The following is a 24,985-nucleotide window of genomic DNA, read 5'->3' on the forward strand; positions in this document are numbered from 1 at the left end:
GCGTCACGCCGTCTCGGTGACGAGGCGTTCGACAGCGGCGACGGCGTCACCGATGGCGTCCGGGTTCTGGCCACCGCCCTGGGCGACGTCCGGCTTGCCGCCGCCACCGCCGCCGAGGGTCTTCGCGGCGGTACGCACCAGGTCACCGGCCTTGAGGCCGCGTTCGCGGGCGGCCTCGTTGGTGGCGATGACCGTCAGCGGACGCCCGTTGGCCGTGGTGAACAGGGCCACGACGGCCGGACGGCCGCCCTGGATGCGCCCGCGCACGTCGAGGACGAGCTTGCGCAGGTCGTCGGCCGAGGTGCCGTCCGGCACCTGTCCGGTGACCAGGGCGACACCGCGCACGTCCTTGGCCGACTCGACGAGCCCGGCGGCGGCCGCCAGGACCTTCTCCGCGCGGAACTTCTCGATCTCCTTCTCGGCGTCCTTCAGCTTGCCGAGCATCCCGGAGATCTTCTCGGGGAGCTCCTCGGGGCGGCCCTTGAGCAGCTCCTGGAGCTGGGCGACGACCGTGTGCTCCTTGGCGAGGAAGTTGTAGGCGTCGACGCCGACCAGGGCCTCGATGCGGCGTACACCCGAACCGATGGAGGACTCGCCGAGCAGCTTCACCAGGCCCAGCTGGGAGGTGTTGCGGACGTGCGTACCGCCGCACAGTTCCTTGGAGAAGTCGCCGATGGTGACGACGCGGACCCGCTCGCCGTACTTCTCGCCGAACTCCGCGATGGCGCCCTGCTTCTTGGCGTCGTCGATGGACATGACCTCGGCCTGGACGTCGAGTTCCCGGGAGAGGACCTCGTTGATCTTCTGCTCCACGTCGGTCAGGACCGTGCCGGGTACGGCGGCGGGCGAGCCGAAGTCGAAGCGGAAGCGTCCGGGCGAGTTCTCCGAACCGGCCTGGGCGGCCGTCGGCCCCAGGGCGTCGCGCAGCGCCTGGTGCGTGAGGTGCGTGGCGCTGTGGGCGCGGGCGATGGCGCGGCGGCGGGTGTTGTCGATGGCGGCGAACGCGGAGGCGCCGACCGTCACCTCGCCGACCTGGACCGAGCCCTTGTGGACCGAGACGCCCGGGACCGGCTGCTGTACGTCGCGGACTTGGATGACCGCACCCGTGTCGAGCCTGATCCTGCCCTGGTCGGCGAGCTGGCCGCCGCCCTCGGCGTAGAACGGGGTGCGGTCGAGGACGACCTCGACCTCGTCGCCCTCGGTGGCGGCCGGCGAGGGCACGCCGTCGACGAGCAGGCCGACGATCTTCGACTCGCCCTGGACGGAGGTGTAGCCGGTGAACTCGGTGACGCCCGACTTGTCGGCGACCTCACGGTAGGCGGACAGGTCGGCGTGACCGGTCTTCTTGGCCTTGGCGTCGGCCTTGGCGCGCTCCCGCTGTTCCTTCATCAGGCGGCGGAAGCCGTCCTCGTCGACGGAGAGGCCCTGTTCGGCGGCCATCTCCAGCGTGAGGTCGATCGGGAAGCCCCAGGTGTCGTGGAGCAGGAACGCCTTGTCGCCGGCCAGGACCTTGCCGCCGGCGGCCTTGGTCTCGGTGACGGCGGTGTCGAGGATGTTCGTGCCGCCCTTGAGGGCCTTGAGGAAGGCGGCCTCCTCGGCGAGGGCGACGGTCTCGATGCGCTTGCGGTCGGTGATCAGCTCCGGGTACTGCTGCCCCATGGTGTCGACGACGACGTCGACGAGCTCACGGACGACCGGGCCGGTGGCGCCCATGAGCCGCATGTTGCGGATGGCGCGGCGCATGATGCGGCGCAGGACGTAGCCGCGGCCCTCGTTGCCCGGGGTGACGCCGTCGCCGATGAGCATCACCGACGTACGGATGTGGTCGGCGACGACGCGGAGGGAGACGTCGGACCCCTGCTCGGCGCCGTAGCGCACGCCGGTCAGCTCGGTGGCCTTGTCCATGACGACGCGCAGGGTGTCGGTCTCGTACATGTTCTGTACGCCCTGCAGGATCATGGCGAGGCGTTCGAGGCCGAGACCGGTGTCGATGTTCTGCGACGGCAGGTCACCGAGGATCGGGAAGTCCTCCTTGCCGTCGCCGGCGCCCCGCTCGTACTGCATGAAGACCAGGTTCCAGATCTCCACGTAGCGCTCGTCGTTGACGGCGGGGCCGCCCTCGACGCCGAACTCGGGACCGCGGTCGTAGTTGATCTCGGAACACGGACCGCAGGGACCCGGGACGCCCATGGACCAGAAGTTGTCCTTCTTGCCCAGGCGCTGGATGCGCTCGGCCGGGACGCCGATCTTCTCTCGCCAGATCTGCTCGGCCTCGTCGTCGTCGAGATAGACGGTGATCCACAGACGCTCGGGGTCGAGCCCGAAGCCGCCGTCCTCCACGGAGTTCGTGAGCGCCGCCCAGGCGAACTCGATGGCGCCTTCCTTGAAGTAGTCGCCGAAGGAGAAGTTGCCGCACATCTGGAAGAACGTGCCGTGCCGGGTGGTCTTGCCGACCTCTTCGATGTCCGGCGTGCGCACGCACTTCTGCACGCTGGTGACGCGCGGGGCGGGCGGCTTGACCTCGCCGAGGAAGTAGGGCTTGAAGGGCACCATGCCGGCGGGGACCAGCAGCAGAGTCGGGTCGTCCGCGATGAGCGACGCCGAAGGCACGACGGTGTGACCGCGCTCCTCGAAGAAGCTCAGCCAGCGGCGGCGAATTTCAGCCGACTCCATCAGTAGTCCTCATTCCGGTTGCTCGAGTTGTAGGGAAGTGTCCGGTGGACGACGATCTCGGGTTCGGCCGGCGCCTCGATACCGAGGGCCCCGCCCAGTTCGGCCTCGCGCCTGACCATGCCCTCGCGCACGTCGAGGGCGAAGTCCTTCAGCTTGTGACCCGCCTCGATCGCCTTGTCGGCGGCCTGCGCCGCGAGGCTCTCGGGGGTCAGCTGCCGGATCTTGCGGTTGACCTTGGTGGTGGCCCAGACGCCGGCGGCTGCGCCGGCGGTGAACCAGAACGTACGGCGGAACATCGCTGGCTCAGTCCTTCTGTCCACGGGAGCTTCGGCCGTTCCGCCTCTTGTCGCGGGCGGACGGCACTGTACGGCCGACAATCACGGCGCGGCGGGAGGTCCGGCGTGCCGGTTCCGGCTCGGGGGCGGTGCGGCGGCCGATCGCCTGCCGCACCCCGTAGCCGAACGCGGCGACCTTCACGAGCGGGCCGCCGAACGTCGACGCGACGGTGGTGGACAGCGCGGAGGCGTTGGAGGTGACCTCCTGGACGTCGCTCGCGATGGCGTCGACCTTGTCGAGCTGGGTCTGCGCCGAACGCAGTGTGGCGGAGGCGTCGGCGAGCAGCGGGACCGCCTGCTCCGTGACGTCCGCCACCAGCGCGGTGGTCGCCTTCAGCGTCTGGGCCAGCCTCACCAGTACCACGGCGAGGAAGGAGACCAGGATCGCCCAGAAGACAGCCACCAGGATGCCGGCCACCTCTCCACCGGACACAGTGCACCGCTCTCTGTTCGTCGCCCGCATCGGCCGGGACTTCCCCCCGGCCGGTATCTGCCTGTCTCTGCTCGGCCGGCGCGTCCTGCCACCACTGCCGATCGTCGTCCCCCGAGCCTATCGCGCCGGGCGTCACGCGCCGTACCGCATTAGGAGCGGGCGGCGCGAGCCCCGGACCCGGGGAGATTGTACGGAGAGCTTATGTGCCAGTACTCTGCGTGTTCCATGCGACGCCCTCACAGCCCCTCCCCCGCCCCCGACGACGCGGAATCCGCGCCCGCGCGCGGAAATCTTCCGGCGGAGCTGAACACCTTCGTGGGCCGCGACGACGAACTGGCGGAGGTCGAGCGCCTCCTGGGGGAGTCCCGGCTCGTCACCGTGGCAGGGGTCGCCGGGGTCGGGAAGACCCGGTTCGTGACCCGGGTCGCCGCACTGATGGAGAAACGGTACTGCGATGGCGTCTGGATCGCCGAGCTGTCGGCCGTCCATGACCCCGAGCTCCTCGGACACGCGATCGCCGACGCGCTGGGACTCACCGACCACACCAGCAGACCGCCTCGCGTCACGCTGGCCGAACACTGTGCGGAGCGCCGGCTCCTGCTCGTGATCGACGGCTTCGAGCACCTCGCCGACGCGTGCGCCGGGCTCGTACGGGAACTGCTCCGCCGGGCGCCGCACCTCCAGGTGCTCGCGGCGGGGCGCCGCCCGCTGCGGGTGGACGGTGAACTCTGCTTCCCTCTGATGCCGATGAAGGACGACGACGCCCTGGAACTGTTCGCACGGCGCGCCATCGCCGTTCGTCCGGGGTTCCGGCTCACGGACGACGACCGGGAGACCGCGCGGGAGCTCTGCCGCCGGCTCGACGGCATCCCACTGGCGCTGGAGCTCGCCGCGGGGCGGTTGCGGGCCCTGACGACGGAGCAGGTGCTGCACCGTCTCGACGACCGTTTCCGGCTGCTGACCGGGGGCAGTCCGAGCGCGCTCCCCCGCCACCGGACACTGCGTACGGCCATCGGCTGGAGCCATGAGCTGTGCGCTCCCGAGCAGCGGCTTCTGTGGGCGCGGCTCTCGGTGTTCGCCGGGCAGTTCGACCTGGAGGCCGTCGAGTACATCTGCAGCGGGTCCGGCCTGCCCGCCGACTCCGTGCTGGACGTGCTGGACGAACTGCTGGCGCAGTCCGTGGTGCTGCGCGAGGACTCGGCCGTGGGCAGTCGCTACCGGCTGCTGGACACCGTCCGGGAGTACGGCGCCGAGTGGCTGCGGGCGACCGGGGACGCCGAACGGCTGCGCCGTAGGCACCGGGACTGGTATCTGGGACTCGCGACGTGGTGCGAACTCGACTGGTTCAGCCCCAGGCAGGCGGAGGCGGCGGCACGGATCGACTGCGAGCTGCCCAATCTCCGCCGGGCGATGGAGTGCTCGATGGAGAGCCCGGAGGAGGTCCATCTCGCGCAGTACCTGGCGGGCACGCTCTGGTTCTACTGGGCGGGCTGCGGCCGCCTGTCGGAGGGACGCCACTGGCTGGACCACGTACTGGAGGAGGACTCCCCGTACGACCACTCGCGGCTGAAGGCCCTGTGGGTGCTCGGGTACGTCGCGGTGCTGCAGGGGGACCCGGTCGGCGCGGTGTCGGCCCTGCAGGAGTGCCGCGAGGAGGGCGAGCGCGCGGGGGACGCCACCGCCGTGGCCTACGCCGTGCACCGCACGGGCTGCCTCTCGATCGTCACCGACGACCCGATCCGCGCCGAGGAGCTGCTGCGCGAGGCGCTCAGGCGCTACCGGGAGATCGGCGAGCTGAACAGCAACGTGCTGATGGCCCAGGTCGAACTGGGCATGGCGGTGGCGTTCCGCGGGGACCTGGACGCCGCCGCGGCGATCTGTGACGAGGTCCGGGAGATCTGCGAGGACCACGGCGAGCGGTGGACGCTGGCCTACGCGCTGTACGTCCTGGGATACGCGGCGCTCCGGTCCGGTCCTGGCGGGCGGGCGCGCCGGATGCTCGGGGAGTCCCTGTCCATCGCGCACGCCTTCCACGATCTGCTCGGCACGGTCCTCTCGCTGGAGTTGCTGGCCCTCATCACCGTGGCCGAGGGCGACGCGGCGGAGGCGGCGGTGCTGCAGGGTGCGGCGGACCGGATCTGGCCCTCGGTGGGGCTGCCGCTGTTCGGCTCCGCCCACTACGGCAGGCCGCGGGCCGAGTGCGAGGAGCGGGCCAGGGCGGAGCTCGGCGACGCACGGTACGACGCATCGCGGCGCTCGGGCCGGCAACTGGACGCGCAGGCCGCGGTGGCGCGCGCGCTCCGGGCCGGGGCGGACACCGGAACGGCCCCGGAGGGAACACCCCAGGGGAACCCGGAGGGGAAAACGCGAAGGCCCGCCGCCTCCCGTACACCAGGGAGGGGCGGGCCCGAGCTCGGTTGAGAGCTATGCCTGCGTGATCAGCGGGCGTAGTACTCGACGACGAGCTGCTCGTCGCAGATGACCGGGATTTCCTTGCGGTTCGGGTCCCGGTCCAGGCGGAAGGCCAGGGCCTTCAGGTTCACCTGGAGGTAGCGCGGGGTCTCACCGTCGGTGTCGAAGCCACCCTCACGGGCCACCTGGAAGGGGACCTTGGAGCGGCTGCGCTCGCGGACCTGCACGACGTCGTCGGGGCGCACGCGGAAGGACGGCTTGTCGACCTTGCCACCGTTGACCTCGATGTGGCCGTGGACGACCATCTGACGGGCCTGGTAGATGGTCTTGGCGATACCCGACCGCAGGACCAGGGCGTCGAGGCGGCGCTCGAGCTCGACGACCAGCGCCTCGCCCGTCTTGCCCTCGGCCTTACGGGCGCGGTCGTAGGCGCGCGCCATCTGGCGCTCGCTGATGTCGTACTGCGCACGCAGACGCTGCTTCTCGAGCAGACGGACCTTGTAGTCCGAGTTCTGCTTGCGGCCACGGCCGTGCTCGCCCGGCGGGTAGGGGCGGGCTTCGAAGTACTTGACAGCCTTCGGCGTCAGGGCGATGCCGAGGGCACGCGACTTCTTGACCTTGGGACGCGACTGGTTAGGCACGTTCTCCAGACCTCCGTTGTAGGTTAGGTTAGGCTTACCTTACTCAAGGAGATCGCATGTCTCGCCCTGGGAACACCACACACGTCACGGACAGCACAGACAGCGACGGCGCGCACGAAGGCGCCGTAACGACGGAAGGCCGATCTGATCGTGGTCAGCCGCGTCCCAGCGGGCTTGAAAACACTCGGATGCCGTCAGCAGCCGAACGCACACGAACTCTCGTACAGAGTACCTGCTCCGCGGTGCTGCTCGTACCGGGGCTGTCGGTGGTCCATCCGGACCAGGTGATGCCCGACAGCAGGAGCATCGGTCCGGAGGGGGATCTCTTCCTCGGCTTCCCCGTCGATTCCCCGGTCGTACGAGCCGCGACGCGCGCCCAGGGCGACGAACTGACCGCCGTGCTGGAGATCACCGACGTCGCACCGGTCTCCGTCCCGCACCGGATCCGCGGCCGCGCCCGGATCGCCGGCTGGCTCACGGCCGTACCCGGGCTCGCTCGGCCCGGCCGGATGATGCTCCGGCTGGAGACCGGGGAGGCGTCGGTCGACGATCTGTGGGGATTCGAGGAGGTGGATCCGGACGCCTTCCGGGACGCCGTCGCCGATCCGCTGGTCAGCCATGAGGCAGAGCTGCTCCAGCATCTGCACGCCGCACACAGCGACCGGATGGCCACACTGTCCGCACTGCTCGGTGACCGGGCCGAGTGCGGCTGTGAGGAGCACGGGCTCGGCGCCGTCCCGGTCGCGCTCGACCGCTTCGGCCTCCGGGTGCGGTTCGTCGAGGGCGGCGATGCCTGCTTCGACGCCCGGTTCGAATTTCCCGAGCCCGTGCGCGACATCGGCGAGCTGCGCCGCGCGATGCACACCCTCTTCGAAGCGGCGGCCTGCTGAGCGGCGGTCACGAGGACGCCGGGCCGCCCTTCTCACGGCCGAGCCGCTCGCGGACCCGGTCCGCCACGTCGGCGTAGCGCGCCTCGGCGCCGTACCGCGTGGGCTCGTAGTAACGCCTCCCGCGGACGGCGTCCGGGGCGTACTCCTGGGCGGCGATACCGCCGGGCACGTCGTGCGGGTAGACATAGCCCTGGGCGTGGCCGAGCTTGGCGGCGCCCTTGTAGTGGCCGTCGCGCAGATGGGCCGGGACCGGGCCCGCGAGTCCCCGGCGCACGTCTTCCTGCGCGGCGGAGATGGCCAGCGTCGCCGCATTCGACTTGGGGGCGAGCGCCAGCGCGATCGTGGCGTGGCTGAGGGTGAGCGCCGCCTCGGGGAAGCCGATCATGGCGACCGCCTGGGCCGCCGCCACCGCCGTGGGGAGCGCCGTCGGATCGGCGAGCCCGATGTCCTCGCTGGCGGAGATCATCAGCCGCCGGGCGATGAAGCGCGGGTCCTCCCCCGCCTCGATCATCCGGGCCAGATAGTGCAGGGCGGCGTCCACGTCGGACCCTCGGATCGACTTGATCAGGGCGCTCGCCACGTCGTAGTGCTGGTCGCCGTCACGGTCGTACTTCACAGCGGCGCGGTCGACGGTCTCCTCGAGCGTCGTGAGGGTGATCTCCCGCTCGTGCGTGGTGAGCGCCGCACCGGCCGCAGCCTCCAGCGCGGTCAGCGCACGCCGCGCGTCGCCGCCGGCGATGCGCAGCAGGTGGGCCTCGGCGTCCTCGGGCAGGGTGACGGCGCCGCCCAGGCCTCGCTCGTCGGTGAGAGCCCGGCGCAGGAGAGCGCGCAGATCCTCGTCCGTCAGTGGCTCCAGGGTCAGGAGCAGGGAGCGCGACAGCAGGGGGGAGATGATCGAGAAGTACGGATTCTCCGTGGTGGCCGCGATCAGCGTGACCCAGCGGTTCTCCACGGCCGGGAGCAGGGAGTCCTGCTGTGCCTTGGAGAAACGGTGGATCTCGTCCAGGAAGAGGACGGTCTCCTTGCCGAAGCCGCCTGTCGCGCGACGCGCGCCCTCGATGACGGCCCGGACCTCCTTGACGCCCGCGGTGATCGCCGAGAGCTCGACGAAACGCTTGTTGGTGGCCTTGCTGACCACGTACGCGAGGGTGGTCTTTCCCGTGCCGGGCGGGCCCCAGAGGATCACCGACGACGGACCGGCGGGACCTCCGCTGCCCTCGCCGACGAGGCGGCGCAGCGGCGAGCCCGGCTTGAGCAGATGCTGCTGTCCGACGACCTCGTCCAGCGTGCGGGGACGCATCCGGACAGCGAGGGGGCTGCTGGACGGGTCCTTCTCCTGGCGGTCTTCGGCTGCTGCGGTAAAGAGATCGGGCTCCACGTGAGGAAGCCTATGTCACCCCACCGACAGGACCGCCCGGCGCGTCAGCTGGTCCAGAAGTCCCACCAGCGGGTCAGGATCAGCATGCCGATGATCCCGATCCAGAGCACCGGCGGCACCCAGTGGAACTCGGTGAGGGTGTTCCGCAGCCAGGCGGGGGCGGGCAGGATTCCGTGCTTGATGTTGTGCGTGGTGACGTAGCAGAACATGAAGATCGTGGCGACCCAGGCCAGGCAGCACCACAGGCAGAGCGAGTTGATGTTGTACAGCGACTGGTACTGCAGCCAGGTGCAGAAGACGACGCCGAACAGGGTGCCCGCGTTGAGGCCCAGCCAGTACCAGGCGCGGAAACGCGCACCGGCGAGGAGCGCCATGCCGATGCCGATGACGACCGAGTAGGTGGCGATGCCGAGCATCGGGTTGGGGAAGCCGAATGCGGACGCCTGCTCGCTCTTCATGATGTTGCCGCACGCGACCACCGGGTTCAGGCTGCAGCCCGGGGTGAAGCTCGGGTCCTCGAGCAGCTTGAACTTGTCGATCGTGATCACCCAGGCGGCGAGCAGCCCGGCCGCACCGGTGATCACCAGCAGCAGCGCGAGCGCGCGACTGCCGCCGAAGGTCCTCGCGCCGCTGTCCTCGTCCTGCCGGGAGGAGGGGTGGTCTACCGCTGCCATCGTCATATCGCCGTTCCATCACTGAGTAGCCGGCCGGGCATGGACATTGTGCCGTACCACCGTTGCGGCCGACCGTTCGATCGGCATAAACGTGTGCGCGGAGAGGGGCCGGGACCGGTGGCCCCCGGGACGCTCGTATCGCCGCCGGAACGCCTGTTCCGCCGGGTCACCGCAGCCGTGGCGGGGCAGCGGTGCCTGCAATCAGCACCGACCCGGACGCCGCTCGGCAGCCACCTGTCGGAGGTATCCGCCAAGGTGAATCCGCTTTCGCGGAGTTGACGGGACGGGAAACGGTACGCACCGGGTCGCCCCGCGTTCGTGGCCGCACGCGCCGGGAAGGGTCGTCCCGCCGTCGATCCCTTCTCCGGACCCGGCCCCGCAGGAACGACCGGCGGGGCGAGGGTGTTCAACGGGCTGTGCCCGCCCGGGGACCGGGCGGGCACAGCGGTGAACAGCCTGCGGTCAGGCCAGCTTGGCCCGCACCGTGGTCACGAGTGCGTCGAGCGCGACCGGCGCCTGCTCACCGGACTCCATGTCCTTGAGCTGGACCGCGCCCTCGGCGAGATCGCGCTCGCCGGCCACGATCGTGTAGCGGGCACCGGACCGGTTCGCGTTCTTCATCGCGCCCTTCAGACCGCGGCCGCCGTACGCGAAGTCCGTGGCGATCCCGGCCTTCCGCAACTCCGTGACCAGGCCGAAGAGAACCCGTCGCGCCTCGTCACCGAGCGGTACGGCGTACACGCTGGTGGTGGCCGGGATCCCGAGCTCGATGCCCTCGGCTTCCAGGGCGAGCACCGTGCGGTCCACGCCGAGTGCCCAGCCCACCGAGGGCAGAGCGGGGCCGCCGATCATCTCGGACAGGCCGTCGTACCGGCCGCCTCCCCCCACCGCGGACTGGGAACCCAGGCCGTCGTGGACGAACTCGAAGGTCGTGCGGGTGTAGTAGTCCAGACCCCGGACCAGCTTCTCGTCGTCCTCGTACACCACGCCGGCCGCCGTCAGCAGATCGCGGACCTCCTCGTGGTACGCCTTGCAGGCGTCGCAGAGGAAGTCGCGCAGCATCGGGGCACCGGTCAGCTGCTTCCGGACGTCGGGCCGCTTGTCGTCGAGGACCCGCAGCGGGTTGATCTCGATGCGGCGACGGGTCTCCTCGTCGAGATCGAGGTCGCGCAGGAAGCTCTGGAGCGCCTCCCGGTAGACGGGGCGGCACTCCTTGTCGCCCAGCGAGTTCAGCAGGATGCGGAACTGGCTGAGGCCGAGCGAGCGGTACGCCTGGTCGGCGAGGATGATCAGCTCGGCGTCGAGCGCGGGGTCCTCGGTACCGATGGCCTCGGCGCCCACCTGCGAGAAGTGACGGTAACGGCCCGCCTGCGGCTTCTCGTAGCGGTAGTACGAGCCGGAGTACCAGAGCTTGACGGGCAGGTTGCCCGCCTTGTGCAGGTTCGCCTCCAGTGCCGCGCGCAGCACGGACGCGGTGCCCTCGGGGCGCAGCGCGAGCTGGTCACCACCCTTGGTCTCGAAGGCGTACATCTCCTTGGACACGATGTCGGTGGACTCACCGACACCGCGGGAGAAGAGGGCGACGTCCTCGAAGCCGGGCGTCTCGATGTAGCCGTAGCCGGAGTTCTTCAGGGGTGCGGAGATCGCCTCGCGCACCGCGAGGAACTTCGCGGAGCGCGGGGGGATCAGGTCGTACGTGCCCTTGGGGGCCTGGAAGGTACTCACGGTGGTTTTCTCTCGTCACATTCCTCGGCGGGGCGCGTCCAGACCGTTCAGGTACGGATTGGAGGCGCGCTCGCGGCCGATGGTCGTCTGGGGGCCGTGGCCGGACAGCACCACGGTCGAATCGTCGAGCGGCAGGCACACACGGGCCAGCGACTCGAGCAGCTCGGCGTGGTCGCCGCCGGGCAGGTCGGTACGTCCGACGGAGCCGGCGAAGAGGAGGTCACCCGAGAAGAGGACCTGCGGGACATCCGCGGCCTCGGGCATCCTGAACGTCACCGACCCCTTGGTATGGCCGGGCGCGTGCGCGACACCGAACTCCAGGCCCGCCAGCTCGAGCCGGGCGCCGTCGGCCAGCTCCTTGACGTCGTCCGGCTCGCCCACGGTCAGCTCACCCATCAGCGGCATCCCGATGGAGCGGCCAAGCGCCTTCTCCGGGTCGCTCATCATGTAGCGGTCCTCGGGGTGGATCCAGGCGGGGACGTCGTGGGCACCGCACACGGGGACGACCGAGGCGACATGGTCGATGTGGCCGTGGGTGAGGACGACGGCGACGGGCTTGAGCCGATGCTTCTTCAGTGCTTCCTCGACGCCCTGGGCGGCCTGGTGGCCCGGGTCGATGATCACGCACTCCTCACCTGCGGCGGGGGCGACCAGGTAGCAATTGGTCCCCCAGGCCCCGGCGGGGAACCCGGCAATGAGCACGATCGTCCTTAGTGTTCGTCCGAAGAGGAGGGCCGCGGAGGCGAATGCGGCAGATCAGAGACTACCGGCGCTCCTCATTCCACAGCTAACCCATATACCGTACGGGCATTCCAGGCCCGATCACACGACGTACAAGGAGACCATCCGGTGGTCAGCAGCGATCAGCGGCGGCGGCAGCTCGCCCGGGAGAAGTTCGAGCGGCAGCAGCAGCGTCGGGAGGAAGCGCGCCGGAGGACCAGGCGCCTCACGGTGATCATCGCTTCGTCGGTGGCCGTCGTGGCGGTCATCGGTGCGGGCGCGTATGTCTCGCTCGACGGCGACGACTCGAAGGACCCGGCGGACGCGGCTGCGAGCGCCAGCCCGTCGGCGTCGCCCTCGGAGAGCGAGAGCAAGGCTCCCGAGCCCGCGATGAAGATCGACAAGAAGGCGAAGTACTCGATGTCGCTCAGGACGAGCCAGGGCGACATCGGCATCGCGATGGACGCGGCGAAGACACCCCGCACCACGAACTCGTTCAAGGCCCTGGCGGACAAGGGGTACTTCGACAGCACGAAGTGTCACCGGCTGACGACGGAGGGCATCTTCGTCCTGCAGTGCGGTGACCCGAAGGGCGACGGGACGGGCGGTCCCGGTTACACGATTCCCGACGAGAATCTGACCGCGCTGGGCAAGGCGGGCGCCGACGGCTCGGTGACGTACCCGGCGGGCACCGTCGCGATGGCGAACACCGGCCAGCCGGGCACGGGAGGCAGCCAGTTCTTCCTGGTCTACAAGGACACCAAACTGCCGCCCAGCTACACGCCGTTCGGCACCATGGACGATGCGGGTCTGAAGGCCGTGAAGAAGATCGCCGAGGCGGGCGTCACCGGTGGGGCGGGCGACGGTGCTCCGAAGAAGACCGTCACGGTCGAGAAGGCGACAGTCGACAAGGCCTGACCGTCCGCGTGGCCGTCCGGCGCGGGCTCCCGGGAGCCCACCGGAGAATTTCAGCCGCGCTGAGTGCGGACAGCCGGGCGGCCGGTCGCCTAGATTGGCGTTGTGCAGGGCGGGCGCTGCCCGCCCCAGGAAACTGTGGACGATGCACGGGGGGCCAACCCCCTCGATGCATCAGGTGGAGGAGGCGCTGTGAGCAGCGACCCGTGGGGCCGTGTCGACGAGACGGGCACCGTGTACGTGCGTACGGCCGAGGGCGAGCAGGTCGTCGGATCGTGGCAGGCCGGTTCCCCTGAGGAGGCTCTGGCCTATTTCGAGCGCAAGTACGAGGGCTTGGTGGTCGAGATCGGCCTCCTCGAGCGGCGGGTGAAGACCACCGATCTGTCGGCGAAGGACGCGACGGCGGCGATCGAGCACCTTCGTCAGCAGGTCGACGAGCACCACGCCGTCGGCGACCTCGCCGCGCTCGGCAAGCGGCTGGACGCGCTCGTCGCGACGGTCGACTCCCGCCGCGAGGAGCGCAAGGTCCAGAAGGCGAAGCAGACCGACGAGGCCCGTAAGGCCAAGGAGGCGCTCGTCGTCGAGGCAGAGGAGCTGGCACAGAGCGAGCAGTGGCGGTCGGCGGGTGAGCGGCTGAGGGCGCTCGTCGACACCTGGAAGGGGCTGCCTCGTCTGGACCGCAAGTCCGACGACGAGCTGTGGCACCGCTTCTCGCATGCCCGTTCGGCCTTCTCCAAGCGTCGCAAGGCTCACTTCGCCGCGCTGGACGCCCAGCGCGAGGAAGCCCGCAAGGTCAAGGAGAAGCTGGTCGCCGAGGCCGAGTCGCTCTCCGGCTCGACCGACTGGGGCACGACGGCCGCCCGCTACCGCGACCTGATGACCGAGTGGAAGGCCGCGGGCCGCGCGCAGCGCGAGGCCGAGGACGAGCTGTGGAACCGCTTCCGCGGCGCCCAGGACGTGTTCTTCGCGGCCCGCAGCGGGGTCTTCGCCGAGCGGGACGCGGAGCAGGGCGAGAACCTCAAGCTCAAGGAGGAGCTCGCCGCCGAGGCCGAGAAGCTGGTCCCGGTGACGGATCTGAAGGCGGCCAGGGCCGCGTTCCGCTCCATCAACGAGCGCTGGGAGGCCATCGGCCACGTGCCGCGGGACGCCCGCCCGAAGGTCGAGGGCCGGGTGCAGGCGGTGGAGCGCGCGCTCCAGGAGGCCGAGGAGTCCGAGTGGCGCCGGACGAACCCTGAGGCGCGGGCACGCGCCGAGGGTCTGACCGGTCAGCTCCAGGCGGCCGTCGACAAACTGCGCACGCAGATCGACACGGCACGCGCCTCGGGCAACAACGCCAGGGCCGACAAGCTCTCCCGCGAGCTGGAGGGCCGGCAGGCGCTGCTGGACCAGGCGCTGAAGGGCCTGGAGGAGTTCGGCGGCTGAAGCCGGCGTTCCCTCACCCGGTGAGAGGGGCTCCCGTACGCGTCGCGTACGGGAGCCCCTCTCTCGTGTGAACGCGTGTGAACGGCGACGAGGGACCGTGAAGCACTGCCGGATTCCCGTGGTGATCCCGGGCATGCCGAGGCACGCTGATCTCCGCACCGGCATGTCGTGCGCGTGCCGGACCCGCTGGATTCACCGCGGTGCTGAAGCAGGTCCCCCCTGTGAGACCCACCCGGGCCGCACCGAACGCCGCGGCCACCGCCCTGGCCCCGCTCCTCTCCTGAGCGGCACGGCGTTCGCCGCCGGACCGTCGCCCTCGTCCGGCACCGCGACGACGGCACCGGCCGCGGACGGCCCGGAGCACGGGCGGAACGAGTCGACGCGTGGCCGGGCGGTCCCGCCGCGACGTGGGCCGGAGCCCCGTCGCCGACGGGGCCGACGCCGGGTGCGCTACGGGCGGCGCGCCGAGGTGACCCTGTAGACGTCGTAGACGCCCTCCACGCCGCGTACGGCCTTCAGGACGTGTCCCAGGTGCTTGGGGTCGCCCATCTCGAAGGTGAAGCGCGAGGTGGCCACCCGGTCCCGCGAGGTCTGCACGGCGGCCGACAGGATGTTCACGTGCTGGTCCGACAGGACCCGGGTGACGTCCGAGAGCAGCCGGGAGCGGTCCAGCGCCTCGACCTGGATGGCGACGAGGAAGACCGACGACTGGGTGGGGGCCCACTCGACGTCGAGGATCCGCTCGGGCTGCTGCGAGAGCGAGTCGACGTTGACGCAGTCCGCGCGGTGCACGGAGACTCCGCTGCCGCGCGTGACGAATCCGATGATCGGGTCGCCGGGCACGGGCGTGCAGCAGCGGGCCAGCTTGACCCAGACGTCCTCGACCCCCTTGACGACCACACCCGGATCCGCCTTGGCCCTGCGCTTGCCGCGCCCGTGCGAGGGCGGCGAGCTCTCCGCCAGGTCCTCGTTGGCCGCGTCCTCGCCGCCGAGCGCCTGGACGAGCTTCTGGACCACGCCCGCCGCGGCGACATGGCCCTCGCCGATCGCCGCGTACAGGGACGAGATGTCCGGGTAGCGCATCTCGTGCGCCAGCGTGACCAGGGAGTCGCCGGTCAGGATCCGCTGGATCGGCAGATTCTGCTTGCGCATGGCCCGCGCGATGGAGTCCTTGCCCTGCTCGATCGCCTCGTCACGCCGCTCCTTGGAGAACCAGGCGCGGATCTTGTTGCGCGCCCGGGGCGACTTGACGAACTGGAGCCAGTCGCGGGAGGGCCCGGCACCGGCCGCCTTGGAGGTGAAGACCTCCACCAGGTCGCCGTTGTCGAGGGTCGACTCCAGCGGTACGAGCCGCCCGTTGACCCGTGCCCCTATGGTCCGGTGGCCCACCTCCGTGTGGACGGCGTACGCGAAGTCGACCGGCGTCGCACCGGCGGGCAGCGCTATCACGTCGCCCTTCGGCGTGAAGACGAAGACCTCGTTGCGCGACAGGTCGAAGCGCAGGGACTCCAGGAACTCGCTGGGGTCCTCCGTCTCCTTCTGCCAGTCCAGGAGCTGGCGCAGCCACGCCATGTCGTTGACGGTGTCCTGGCCCCGGCCGCCGCCCGTGTTCTTGGGGATGTCGGTACGGACCTTGGAGGCGCCCGCGACGGCTTCCTGCTTGTACTTCCAGTGCGCGGCGATGCCGTACTCGGCGCGACGGTGCATGTCGAACGTACGGATCTGCAGCTCGACGGGCTTGCCGCTGGGACCGATCACCGTGGTGTGCAGCGACTGGTACATGTTGAACTTGGGCATCGCGATGTAGTCCTTGAACCGCCCGGGCACCGGGTTCCACCGGGCGTGGACGGTCCCGAGCGCCGCGTAGCAGTCGCGGACGGTGTCGACGAGGACGCGAATGCCCACCAGGTCGTAGATCTCCGCGAAGTCGCGGCCCCGCACGATCATCTTCTGGTAGACGCTGTAGTAGTGCTTCGGCCGTCCGGTGACGGTGGCCTTGATCCGGGCGGCACGCAGGTCGGCCTGGACCTCGTCGGTCACTATGGCGAGGTATTCGTCACGCTTGGGCGCGCGCTCGGCGACGAGGCGGACGATCTCGTCGTACATCTTGGGGTAGAGGATCGCGAAGGCGAGGTCCTCCAGCTCCCACTTGATGGTGTTCATGCCCAGGCGGTGAGCCAGCGGCGCGTAGATCTCGAGGGTCTCGCGGGCCTTCTTCTCCTGCTTCTCCCGCTTGAGGTACCGCATGGTGCGCATGTTGTGCAGCCGGTCGGCGAGCTTGATGACGAGGACCCGGGGGTCCTTGGCCATGGCGACGACCATCTTGCGTACGGTCTCCGCCTGGGCGGCCTCGCCGAACTTGACCTTGTCGAGCTTGGTGACGCCGTCGACGAGCAGCGCGACCTGGTCGCCGAAGTCCTTGCGCAGGGTGTCCAGGCCGTACTCGGTGTCCTCGACTGTGTCGTGCAGCAGCCCTGCCATCAGTGTCGCCGGATCCATGCCGAGCTCGGCGAGGATCGTGGTGACGGCCAGCGGGTGGGTGATGTAGGGGTCGCCGCTCTTGCGCTTCTGGCCCCGGTGCCAGCGTTCGGCGACCTGGTAGGCGTTCTCGATCTGGCGCAGCGTTGCGGACTCGATCTTGGGGTCGTTGCCCCGGACCGTGCGCAGGAGGGGTTCGAGGACCGGGTTGTACGGGCTGGAGCGCTGTACGCCCAGCCGGGCGAGGCGGGCCCGGACCCGGTTGGAGGAGCCGCCGGAACGCGCGGGCGTGGCCGGCGGGGTGGCGGCCGACCGGGCCGGAGGCTTCGCCGCGGGAGCGGGAGCCGGGGGCGTCGGCGCGGGGGCCGGTGGCGTCCGGGCGGGAGCCGGTGCCGGAGGCTCCGGCGCGGCGGATCCGGGGGCGGGCTTCGCCGGGGGTACGTGCTGCGCTCCCGAGGACGGCGCGGCCTTCGTGCCGGGAGGGGGCGTCGGCTTCGCTCCGCCGGGAGGGGACGGCTTCGCCTGAGCGGTGGGCGTTCGGGAGGCCGGATCCTGGGCAGGGCCCTGGGTGCGCTCGCCGGCGTCTCCGGGCGTGCCCGCCCCCCCGGACTGCGCCTTCCCGGGCGTGGCGGAGGCCGCCGCGGGCCTTTCGGGCTGCGGGGCGGCGGCTGGCTGGGCCTCGTCTGGCAAGAGCGCTCCTCGTGCGGATCCGGGCTACCGGAAAGCCCATGGTATCGACCCCCGGACAGGTCCTCGCCCTGGGAGTGTGGAACCCCTCACAACGCGGGACGGGTACCCGGATGTTCCCGGGTACCCGTCCTTCACGTTCCCACGCTCGCGGCGCAGGTCAGAGGGTGATCAAAGCCTCCAGCGGGGCGTCCCGCAGCCCTGCCTCGAGCCTGGCGCGGCCTGCGAGGAAGCCGAGCTCCATGAGGACCGACACCCCGGCGACCTGTGCTCCGGCCCGCCGGATCAGCTCCAGCGAGGCTTCGGCGGTGCCGCCGGTGGCCAGGACGTCGTCGATGACCATGACCCGGTCGTCGGCGGCCAGGTCCTCGGCGTGGATCTCGATCTCCGCCGTGCCGTACTCCAGCTCGTAGGCCTGCCCGAGCGTGGCGCCGGGCAGCTTCCCGGCCTTACGCACGGGTACGAACCCGAGTCCGGCCCGGACCGCTACCGGCGCGGCCAGGATGAAACCGCGCGCCTCGAGGCCGACGATCTTGGTGGCCCCGTGCCGCACGCACAGCTCCGCGAAGAAGTCGGTGAGCGCGCTGAAGGCGACCGGGTCCGCGAGCAGCGGGGTGATGTCCTTGAACAGCACTCCGGGCTTCGGATAGTCCGGCACGTCACGGATCCGGCTGAGCAGGAGCTCCCGGGTGGCGTCGGTGATGCTCGTACTGGTCACCGGCGGTTCCTCGGAGTCCGGCCGTGGCCTCCGGGCTGCCGGCGCTGGCCGACGACCGCCCCGGCGTGCTCGGTGTCGTCGAGGTCCTCGGCCCGGTCGTCGCGCTCGTCCTCGACGGACTCGCCCTTGGCCGCCGCGGCGGCACGCTTGGCGAGGATGCGCTTCTTCAGTGCCTTTATCTGCGGCTCGCGCTCCTTGAGGTCGGCGACCAGCGGGGTGGCGATGAAGATCGAGGAGTACGCGCCTGCGGCGAGGCCGACGAAGAGCGACAGCGAGATGTCGTTCAGCATGCCCGCGCCGAGCACACCGCCACCGATGAACAGCAGACCGGCGACCGGAAGCAGGGCGACGACGGTGGTGTTGATGGAGCGCACCAGCGTGCCGTTGATGGAGCGGTTGGCGATCTCGCTGTACGTCCAGCGGGTCTGCTTGGTGATCCCTGCCGTGCCCTCCTTGAGGCTGTCGAAGACGACGACCGTGTCGTAGAGGGAGTAACCGAGGATGGTCAGCAGACCGATCACGGTGCCGGGCGTGACCTCGAAGCCGACGAGGGCGTAGACGCCGACGGTGATGGTGATGTCGTGGATCAGCGCGATGAGCGCGGCGACGGCCATACGCCACTCGAAGGCGATGGCCAGGTAGATCACCACGAGGACCATGAAGATGCCGAGGCCGGCCCAGGCCTTGTTGGCGATCTGCTCACCCCAGCTGGGGCCCACCAGGTCCGCGTTGATCTCCGCCTCGGGGATGCCGAGGTCCTCGGAGAGCTGGGCCTTGATCTCGTCGGCCTTCTGGGTGTCGACCTCGGTGATCTGGATCCGGAGCCCGCCGTTGCCGAGCTCCTGGACGATCGCCTCGTGGCCGGAGGCCGCGACCGCGTCCTCGTGGGCCTGGGAGACGGACACCTTGGCCTTGGTGTCCGTCGTGAAGACGGCGCCGCCCTTGAACTCGATGCCCATGTTCAGGCCGCTGACCACCACGCCGAGGATGGCCGTGATGGTGATCAGGATCGAGACGCCGTACCAGATCTTGCGCTTGCCGATGAAGTCGTAACCGACCTCGCCACGGTAGAGCCGGGCGCCGAGATTGCCGAGTCGCGACATCTCACGCCTCCTTCGGGTGGTCGGTGCGGACGTTGACGCGGCGGGAGCGGCGCAGCGGCGGCTTGGCGCCGAGCCGCTTCGGGTCCAGGCCGGACCACGGGTGACCGCTGGCGAAGAACTTCGTGCGCGCCATCAGTGTCATGACGGGCTTGGTGAAGAGGAACACCACGACGACGTCGAGCAGGGTCGTGAGACCGAGCGTGAACGCGAAGCCCTGGACCTTGCCGACCGTGACGAGGAAGAGCACGGCCGCGGCGAGGAACGACACGAAGTCCGACACGAGGATGGTGCGCCGGGCCCTGGGCCAGGCGCGCTCGACGGCCGGGCGGAGCGTGCGGCCCTCCCGGATCTCGTCCCGGATGCGTTCGAAGTAGACGATGAACGAGTCCGCCGTGATACCGATCGCCACGATGGCACCGCAGACGGCCGGGAGGTTCAGCGCGAAGCCGATGGCCGGGCCGAGCAGAGCCATGATCGTGTAGGTCAGGACTCCGGATGCCAGCAGGCTGAGAAGCGCGATGAACGCCAGGCCGCGGTAGTAGGCCACCAGGTAGATGACGACCAGGGCCAGTCCGATGGCACCGGCGATCAGACCGGCCTCGAGCTGCTCGCCGCCGAGCGCGGCGGTGACGGTGGTGACGGTGTCCTCGCTGAACGACAGCGGGAGCGCACCGTAGGAGAGGACGTTGGCCAGGTCCTCCGCGGACTGCTGGGTGAAGCTGCCGGAGATCTCGGCGCTGCCGCTGAGCGTCTCGTTCACCTGGGGTGCGGAGACGACCTCACCGTCGAGGGAGATCGCGAACTGGTTCTGCGGGGACTGCTGCGTCGACAGCTTCTTCGTGATCGTCTGGAACTTCTTGGAGCCCTTGTCGGTGAACTCCATGGAGACGAGCCAGATGCCGCGCTGCTGGTCGAACTGGGCCTTCGCGTCGTCGACGTCCGTACCGGAGACCTCGGCCGGGCCGAGGAGGTACTTGGCGTCACCCTCGGAGCTGCACGCGACCGTGGGGTCCTCGGGCTTGACGCCGTCGCCGGCCTTGGCGCGGGCGGCCTCGTCGGTGCAGTTCAGCGCGGTGAACTTCTTCTCGAGCGCTGCGGTGGCGGCGTCGGGCGTCTCGGTCGCCGCGGGGGTCTCCGCCGCACCGGGGGCGCTGGCGGAGGGGGTCGGCGTCGTGTCCTTCTTCAGGGCGCCGGTGACCGCACGGCCCTGGGTGGTGGCACTCGCCGAGGGCGTCGCCTTCGAATCGGAGGCAGTCTCCGGGTCGCTCGCCTTCGCACTGGGCGTGGCGCTCGGCTTCCCGGAACCGCTCGGGGACGGGCTGGCGGAACCTTCGGGGGTGGGTTCGCCGCCGGTGACCGTGAGCACGGGCCGGAAGTAGAGCTGGGCGGTCGTCCCGACCTGCTCCCGGGCCTGCTTCGAATTCGTCCCCTTGGGGATGTTGACGATGATGTTCGACGCGCCCTGGGTCTGAACCTCGGCCTCGGAAACGCCCAGACCATTGACACGGCGTTCGATGATGCTGACCGCGGTGTTCATGTTGGTCTCGTTGATCGCCTCAGGCTTGCCGGGCTGGCTCTTCGCCTTGAGGGTGATCGAGGTGCCGCCCGCAAGGTCGATACCGAGCCGGGGCGTGGTGTGACCTGACAGGAACATCCCGCCGGTCAGGGCGACCATGGCGATGAGGATCAGAGCCAGGGCACGGCCCGGCCTGCCCTGTCCACCGGTTGAGCCCCGGCCTTTCTTCGGTGCTGCCACCTTTTCGTTTCTCCCTGTCCAACCGCCCCGCGCCGGGTACGCGCCCGAGCGGCCACGAAGTGTTGTGGGGACCCGCCCCCGCAGAAGACCGCACGGCCCGTGAGACGCCGGACACCTGTGGGTGTCCGGCGTCTCTGGGTCGTGGAACTACTTCGCGTCGCCCTCGCCGTCGGCCTTGGCGTCCTTGGCCTCGGCGCTCTTGGCCTCGGTCTCCTTCGGCGCGTCGTCATCCTCGGCCTTCTTGCCCAGGTCGATCTTCGCGACGTCGTCCGGGGACCCACCGGTGGTGAGCGAGGAGGCGTCGTCGGGCACGACCGTGTCGTCACCCTCCAGCTCGTCGTCGCCGTGGACGATGCGGTTGTACTCCGCGTCGTCCAGGACGGCGCCGATGGAGTTCTTGGCGTAGACGGCGTGGACGCCGGGCGCGACCTCGAGGAGAACCGTGTCTTCCTGAATCTCCTTGACGGTGGCGTACATGCCTCCGATCGTCCGGACGCCTGTACCGGGCTGCATGTCGTCGCGCATCTGCGCAGCCGCCTGCTGCTTCTTCTTGGCGGACCGGGTCATCAGGAACATGGCCCCGATGAGCACGATGAAGGGGAGGAGGGTCACGAGACTCACGGGACGGAACTTCCTTCGCACGACCACGCTGGATCAACGCGGGCTGGTCTACGGGGGTGGGTACACCGACCTGTACGGGCGGCATCGGCGGAGTCTAAGCGAGTCCGCATCATTGGAACAACGTCCAGCATCGCACCGTGGTTCCCCTGCTGGCCAGCCCGTCCGGTGTCACGCCCCGAACAGGCCCTGTTGTCCCTTTGCGCCGTGCTGCGGTGGCACGAGTCCGAGGTGAGCCCATGCCGCCGGGGTGGCGACCCTGCCCCGCGGGGTCCTCGCGAGCAGCCCTTCCCGGACGAGGAAGGGCTCCGCGACCTCCTCGACCGTCTCGCGCTCCTCCCCCACGGCCACCGCGAGGGTGGAGAGCCCGACCGGGCCTCCGCCGAAGAGTTTCAGCAGGGCGCCCAGCACCGCGCGGTCGAGCCGGTCGAGACCCCGTGCGTCGACCTCGTAGACCCGCAGTGCGGCGGCGGCGATGTCCCGGTCGATCCGCCCCTCGGCCTTGACCTGGGCGTAGTCCCGCACGCGGCGCAGCAGACGGTTGGCGATGCGGGGCGTGCCCCGGGAGCGTCCGGCGATCTCGGCGGCGCCCGCGGTGTCTATGGCCACGTCGAGCAGTCCGGCGGAGCGGTGGATGACGCGCTCCAGCTCGGTGGGGGCGTAGAACTCCATGTGACCGGTGAAGCCGAAACGGTCCCGCAGCGGCGGCGGCAGCAGTCCTGCCCTGGTGGTGGCGCCGACGAGTGTGAACGGCGGAAGCTCCAGCGGGATGGCCGTGGCGCCGGGTCCCTTGCCGACGATGACGTCGACCCGGAAGTCCTCCATCGCCATGTACAGCATCTCCTCGGCGGGCCGCGACATGCGGTGGATCTCGTCGAGGAAGAGGACCTCGCCCTCCTGGAGCGAGGAAAGGATCGCGGCGAGATCCCCGGCGTGCTGGATGGCGGGGCCGGAGGTGATCCGGATCGGCGCGCCCATCTCGGCCGCGATGATCATGGAGAGGGTCGTCTTGCCCAGCCCGGGAGCGCCGGAGAGCAGGACGTGATCGGCTGTGGCACCCCGGGCACGGGCGGCCTTGAGGACCAGGTCGAGCTGTTCGCGGACCTTCTCCTGGCCGACGAACTCGTGGAGGTCCTTCGGGCGCAGGGCGGCCTCGACCGCGGTGTCCTCGCCGTCCGCTCCGGCGTCGACCAGCCGGTCGTCCAGCCGCTCGTCCGTGAGCTCGCCGGTGTCGGTTCCGGTCTCGTCCCAGTTCATCTCGTCAGTCCCGCCTCGGGTCTTCGGTGCCGGTCCGGGCGGTGCTCCGGCCGGCGTACGGGGCGCGCGGGCCCCTGGGGTCAGCGTGCGCGGTTGAGTGTCTGCAAAGCGGCGCGCAGCAGCTGGGGCACGGGGGCCTGGCCGCTCTCGGCGACCGCCGCTTCGGCCTGCGGTGTCACGGCTGTCACCGCCTCGTCCGCCTCGCGGGTGGCGTAGCCGAGGCCGATCAGGGCGGCCTGCAGCTGGTCGCGCCAGGAGCTGCTGACGGCGGCGCCGATGCCCTGCTGCCCGATGTGGGCGCCGACCGGTTCACCGAGTCTGTCCTTGAGCTCGAGGAGGAGCTTCTGGGCACCCTTCTTGCCGATGCCGGACACCGCGGTGAGCGCCTTCTCGTCACCCGTGGCGACGGCGATGCGCAGGGCGTCCGGGCTGTGGGTGGCGAGCATGGCCTGGGCGAGCCGGGGACCGACGCCGCTGGCGGTCTGGAGCAGCTCAAAGACCTGGCGCTCGTCGTCGTCGGCGAAGCCGTAGAGGGTGAGCGAGTCCTCCCGCACGACGAGGGAGGTGGCCAGCTTGGCCTCCTGCCCGATCCGCAGGCCCGCGAGAGTGCCGGGGGCGCACTGGACGGCCATGCCGATGCCGCCGACCTCGATCACGGCTGTGGCCGGGGCGAGGGCGGCCACCGGGCCGGAGACGAAGGCGATCATGCGGTACGGCCTTTCAGCGTGCGATGGGCGGCGACGGCCTGCTGCAGTCGGTTCTGCGCGGGCGCACGCCAGATGTGGCAGATGGCGAGGGCGAGGGCGTCGGCCGCGTCGGCCGGCTTCGGCGGAGCGTCGAGCCGCAGCAGCCGGGTCACCATGGCCCCGACCTGTGCCTTGTCGGCGCGCCCCGATCCGGTGACGGCGGCCTTGACCTCGCTGGGGGTGTGCAGGGCGACCGGGATGCCGCGGCGGGACGCGCAGAGCATCGCGACGGCGCTGGCCTGCGCGGTGCCCATCACCGTACGCACGTTGTGCTGGCTGAACACCCGCTCCACGGCGACGAATTCGGGCCGGTGCTCGTCGAGCCACCTCTCGATGCCCTGCTCGATGGCGACGAGCCGGTGGCCGAGCTCCGCGTCGGGCGGGGTCCGCACGACGCCGACGCCGACCATGGTCAGCGGCCGGCCGGCCACCCCCTCGACGACTCCGACACCGCACCGGGTCAGCCCCGGGTCCACGCCCAGCACCCGCATGAATGGGCCCCCTCCGCCGCTTCGGTCATCTGTTCCCGCAGGCTATCGGCTACCGCTGACAATGCGACGGGCCGACGGGGTGTGTCCCGTCGGCCCGTCGGTGTGACCACGTGTCGCCCGCCTCAGGCGTCGACCTTCTCCATGACCTCGTCGGAGACGTCGAAGTTGGCGAAGACGTTCTGCACGTCGTCGCTGTCCTCCAGCACGTCGATCAGTTTGAAGATCTTGCGCGCGCCCTCTTCGTCCAGCTCGACCTGCATGGTCGGCACGAAGTTGGCCTCGGCCGAGTCGTAGTCGATGCCGGCCTCCTGGAGCGCCGTGCGGACCGCGACCATGTCGGTGGCCTCGCTGAGCACCTCGAAGGTGTCACCGAGGTCGTTGACCTCCTCGGCACCCGCGTCCAGCACCGCTCCGAGCACGTCGTCCTCGGTCAGCTCACCCTTGGGGACGATCACGACACCCTTGCGGTTGAACAGGTACGAGACCGAGCCCGGGTCCGCCATCGAACCGCCGTTGCGCGTCATGGCGACGCGGACGTCGGACGCCGCGCGGTTACGGTTGTCGGTGAGACACTCGATGAGCACCGCGACGCCGTTCGGCCCGTAGCCCTCGTACATGATCGTCTCGTAGTCGGCGCCGCCGGCCTCGAGGCCGGCGCCGCGCTTGACCGCCGAGTCGATGTTCTTGTTCGGGACCGAGCTCTTCTTCGCCTTCTGAATGGCGTCGAAGAGAGTCGGGTTGCCGGACACGTCGGCACCGCCCGTACGGGCCGCGACTTCGATGTTCTTGATCATCTTCGCGAAGAGCTTGCCGCGCTTGGCGTCGATCACGGCCTTCTTGTGCTTCGTCGTAGCCCATTTAGAGTGGCCGGACATCTGCCTTCTCCTTCGCGTCACCAAAATCGATCCGAACC

21 protein-coding genes are annotated in these 24,985 nt (G+C 70.2%); 4 read left to right on the top strand and 17 right to left on the bottom strand.

Annotated elements, in window-relative coordinates:
• Positions 1 to 3: 3 nt before the first annotated feature.
• From alaS to OO67_RS27500, 3 genes are read right to left on the bottom strand one after another with little or no spacing between them, the layout of a single operon-like run.
• Positions 4 to 2,673, bottom strand: a complete 2,670-nt coding sequence (alaS, locus tag OO67_RS27490) for an alanine--tRNA ligase (RefSeq protein ID WP_033304335.1) — start codon at positions 2,671 to 2,673, stop codon at positions 4 to 6.
• The gene (locus OO67_RS27495) at positions 2,673 to 2,969 is read right to left on the bottom strand and encodes a DUF6167 family protein (protein WP_033304337.1); all 297 of its coding nucleotides are present in this window, start codon (positions 2,967 to 2,969) and stop codon (positions 2,673 to 2,675) included. The genes alaS and OO67_RS27495 overlap by 1 nt, the downstream gene beginning before the upstream one ends.
• A 7-nt stretch (positions 2,970 to 2,976) precedes the next feature.
• On the bottom strand, positions 2,977 to 3,426 hold the full coding sequence (locus tag OO67_RS27500) for a DUF948 domain-containing protein (RefSeq protein WP_033304338.1): 450 nt from the start codon (positions 3,424 to 3,426) through the stop codon (positions 2,977 to 2,979).
• A gap of 240 nt (positions 3,427 to 3,666) precedes the next feature.
• On the opposite strand from OO67_RS27500, the gene OO67_RS27505 reads away from it, so the two are divergent.
• A complete protein-coding gene (locus OO67_RS27505; protein WP_033304339.1) occupies positions 3,667 to 5,862 on the top strand; it encodes an ATP-binding protein in 2,196 nt (731 codons plus the stop codon).
• Between the two features lie 17 nt (positions 5,863 to 5,879).
• Here the strand turns inward: OO67_RS27505 and rpsD are convergent, their stop codons facing one another.
• A complete protein-coding gene (gene rpsD, locus OO67_RS27510) occupies positions 5,880 to 6,494 on the bottom strand; it encodes a 30S ribosomal protein S4 (RefSeq protein WP_033304340.1) in 615 nt (204 codons plus the stop codon).
• Between the two features lie 188 nt (positions 6,495 to 6,682).
• Here rpsD and OO67_RS27515 point away from each other — a divergent pair, with 188 nt between their 5' ends.
• A complete protein-coding gene (locus OO67_RS27515) occupies positions 6,683 to 7,384 on the top strand; it encodes a DUF2470 domain-containing protein (RefSeq protein WP_167748678.1) in 702 nt (233 codons plus the stop codon).
• A gap of 7 nt (positions 7,385 to 7,391) precedes the next feature.
• Here the strand turns inward: OO67_RS27515 and OO67_RS27520 are convergent, their stop codons facing one another.
• The 4 genes from OO67_RS27520 to OO67_RS27535 form a co-directional block, all read right to left on the bottom strand.
• On the bottom strand, positions 7,392 to 8,762 hold the full coding sequence (locus OO67_RS27520) for a replication-associated recombination protein A (RefSeq protein ID WP_033304342.1): 1,371 nt from the start codon (positions 8,760 to 8,762) through the stop codon (positions 7,392 to 7,394).
• 44 nt (positions 8,763 to 8,806) lie between these two features.
• Complete coding sequence (locus OO67_RS27525) at positions 8,807 to 9,442, bottom strand: vitamin K epoxide reductase family protein (RefSeq protein ID WP_033304344.1); 636 nt, start codon at positions 9,440 to 9,442, stop codon at positions 8,807 to 8,809.
• 456 nt (positions 9,443 to 9,898) lie between these two features.
• Entirely contained in the window at positions 9,899 to 11,161 is a 1,263-nt protein-coding gene (gene hisS, locus OO67_RS27530) for a histidine--tRNA ligase (protein ID WP_033304345.1), read from the bottom strand.
• A 15-nt stretch (positions 11,162 to 11,176) separates the two neighbouring features.
• Positions 11,177 to 11,863, bottom strand: coding sequence for an MBL fold metallo-hydrolase (locus tag OO67_RS27535; RefSeq protein WP_033304347.1), 687 nt, complete (start codon positions 11,861 to 11,863; stop codon positions 11,177 to 11,179).
• Positions 11,864 to 12,010: 147 nt separating this feature from the next.
• Here OO67_RS27535 and OO67_RS27540 point away from each other — a divergent pair, with 147 nt between their 5' ends.
• On the top strand, positions 12,011 to 12,799 hold the full coding sequence (locus tag OO67_RS27540; protein ID WP_033304348.1) for a peptidylprolyl isomerase: 789 nt from the start codon (positions 12,011 to 12,013) through the stop codon (positions 12,797 to 12,799).
• Positions 12,800 to 12,988: 189 nt separating this feature from the next.
• Positions 12,989 to 14,218, top strand: coding sequence for a DUF349 domain-containing protein (locus OO67_RS27545; protein WP_033304349.1), 1,230 nt, complete (start codon positions 12,989 to 12,991; stop codon positions 14,216 to 14,218).
• 450 nt (positions 14,219 to 14,668) lie between these two features.
• Here OO67_RS27545 and OO67_RS27550 read toward each other — a convergent pair whose 3' ends face one another.
• The 9 genes from OO67_RS27550 to OO67_RS27590 form a co-directional block, all read right to left on the bottom strand.
• Positions 14,669 to 17,386 (bottom strand): RelA/SpoT family protein, encoded by a 2,718-nt coding sequence (locus tag OO67_RS27550; RefSeq protein ID WP_033304350.1) that lies wholly within the window; start codon positions 17,384 to 17,386, stop codon positions 14,669 to 14,671.
• A gap of 157 nt (positions 17,387 to 17,543) precedes the next feature.
• Complete coding sequence (locus OO67_RS27555) at positions 17,544 to 18,101, bottom strand: adenine phosphoribosyltransferase (RefSeq protein ID WP_078598313.1); 558 nt, start codon at positions 18,099 to 18,101, stop codon at positions 17,544 to 17,546.
• Complete coding sequence (secF, locus tag OO67_RS27560; RefSeq protein WP_033304351.1) at positions 18,098 to 19,204, bottom strand: protein translocase subunit SecF; 1,107 nt, start codon at positions 19,202 to 19,204, stop codon at positions 18,098 to 18,100. Before secF ends, OO67_RS27555 begins: the two co-directional genes overlap by 4 nt.
• A 1-nt stretch (position 19,205) precedes the next feature.
• Complete coding sequence (gene secD, locus OO67_RS27565) at positions 19,206 to 20,960, bottom strand: protein translocase subunit SecD (RefSeq protein ID WP_033304352.1); 1,755 nt, start codon at positions 20,958 to 20,960, stop codon at positions 19,206 to 19,208.
• Positions 20,961 to 21,107: 147 nt separating this feature from the next.
• Positions 21,108 to 21,581 (bottom strand): preprotein translocase subunit YajC, encoded by a 474-nt coding sequence (yajC, locus tag OO67_RS27570; RefSeq protein ID WP_033304353.1) that lies wholly within the window; start codon positions 21,579 to 21,581, stop codon positions 21,108 to 21,110.
• Positions 21,582 to 21,749: 168 nt separating this feature from the next.
• Entirely contained in the window at positions 21,750 to 22,835 is a 1,086-nt protein-coding gene (ruvB, locus tag OO67_RS27575) for a Holliday junction branch migration DNA helicase RuvB (protein ID WP_033304354.1), read from the bottom strand.
• 80 nt (positions 22,836 to 22,915) lie between these two features.
• The gene (gene ruvA / locus OO67_RS27580; protein ID WP_033304356.1) at positions 22,916 to 23,542 is read right to left on the bottom strand and encodes a Holliday junction branch migration protein RuvA; all 627 of its coding nucleotides are present in this window, start codon (positions 23,540 to 23,542) and stop codon (positions 22,916 to 22,918) included.
• Complete coding sequence (ruvC, locus tag OO67_RS27585; RefSeq protein WP_033304357.1) at positions 23,539 to 24,072, bottom strand: crossover junction endodeoxyribonuclease RuvC; 534 nt, start codon at positions 24,070 to 24,072, stop codon at positions 23,539 to 23,541. Before ruvC ends, ruvA begins: the two co-directional genes overlap by 4 nt.
• 122 nt (positions 24,073 to 24,194) lie before the next feature.
• Positions 24,195 to 24,947, bottom strand: coding sequence for a YebC/PmpR family DNA-binding transcriptional regulator (locus tag OO67_RS27590; protein WP_033304359.1), 753 nt, complete (start codon positions 24,945 to 24,947; stop codon positions 24,195 to 24,197).
• Positions 24,948 to 24,985: the final 38 nt, after the last annotated feature.

The organism is Streptomyces atroolivaceus (assembly GCF_000717025.1).
In the GTDB taxonomy this organism is placed as follows: Bacteria; Actinomycetota; Actinomycetes; order Streptomycetales; family Streptomycetaceae; genus Streptomyces; species Streptomyces atroolivaceus.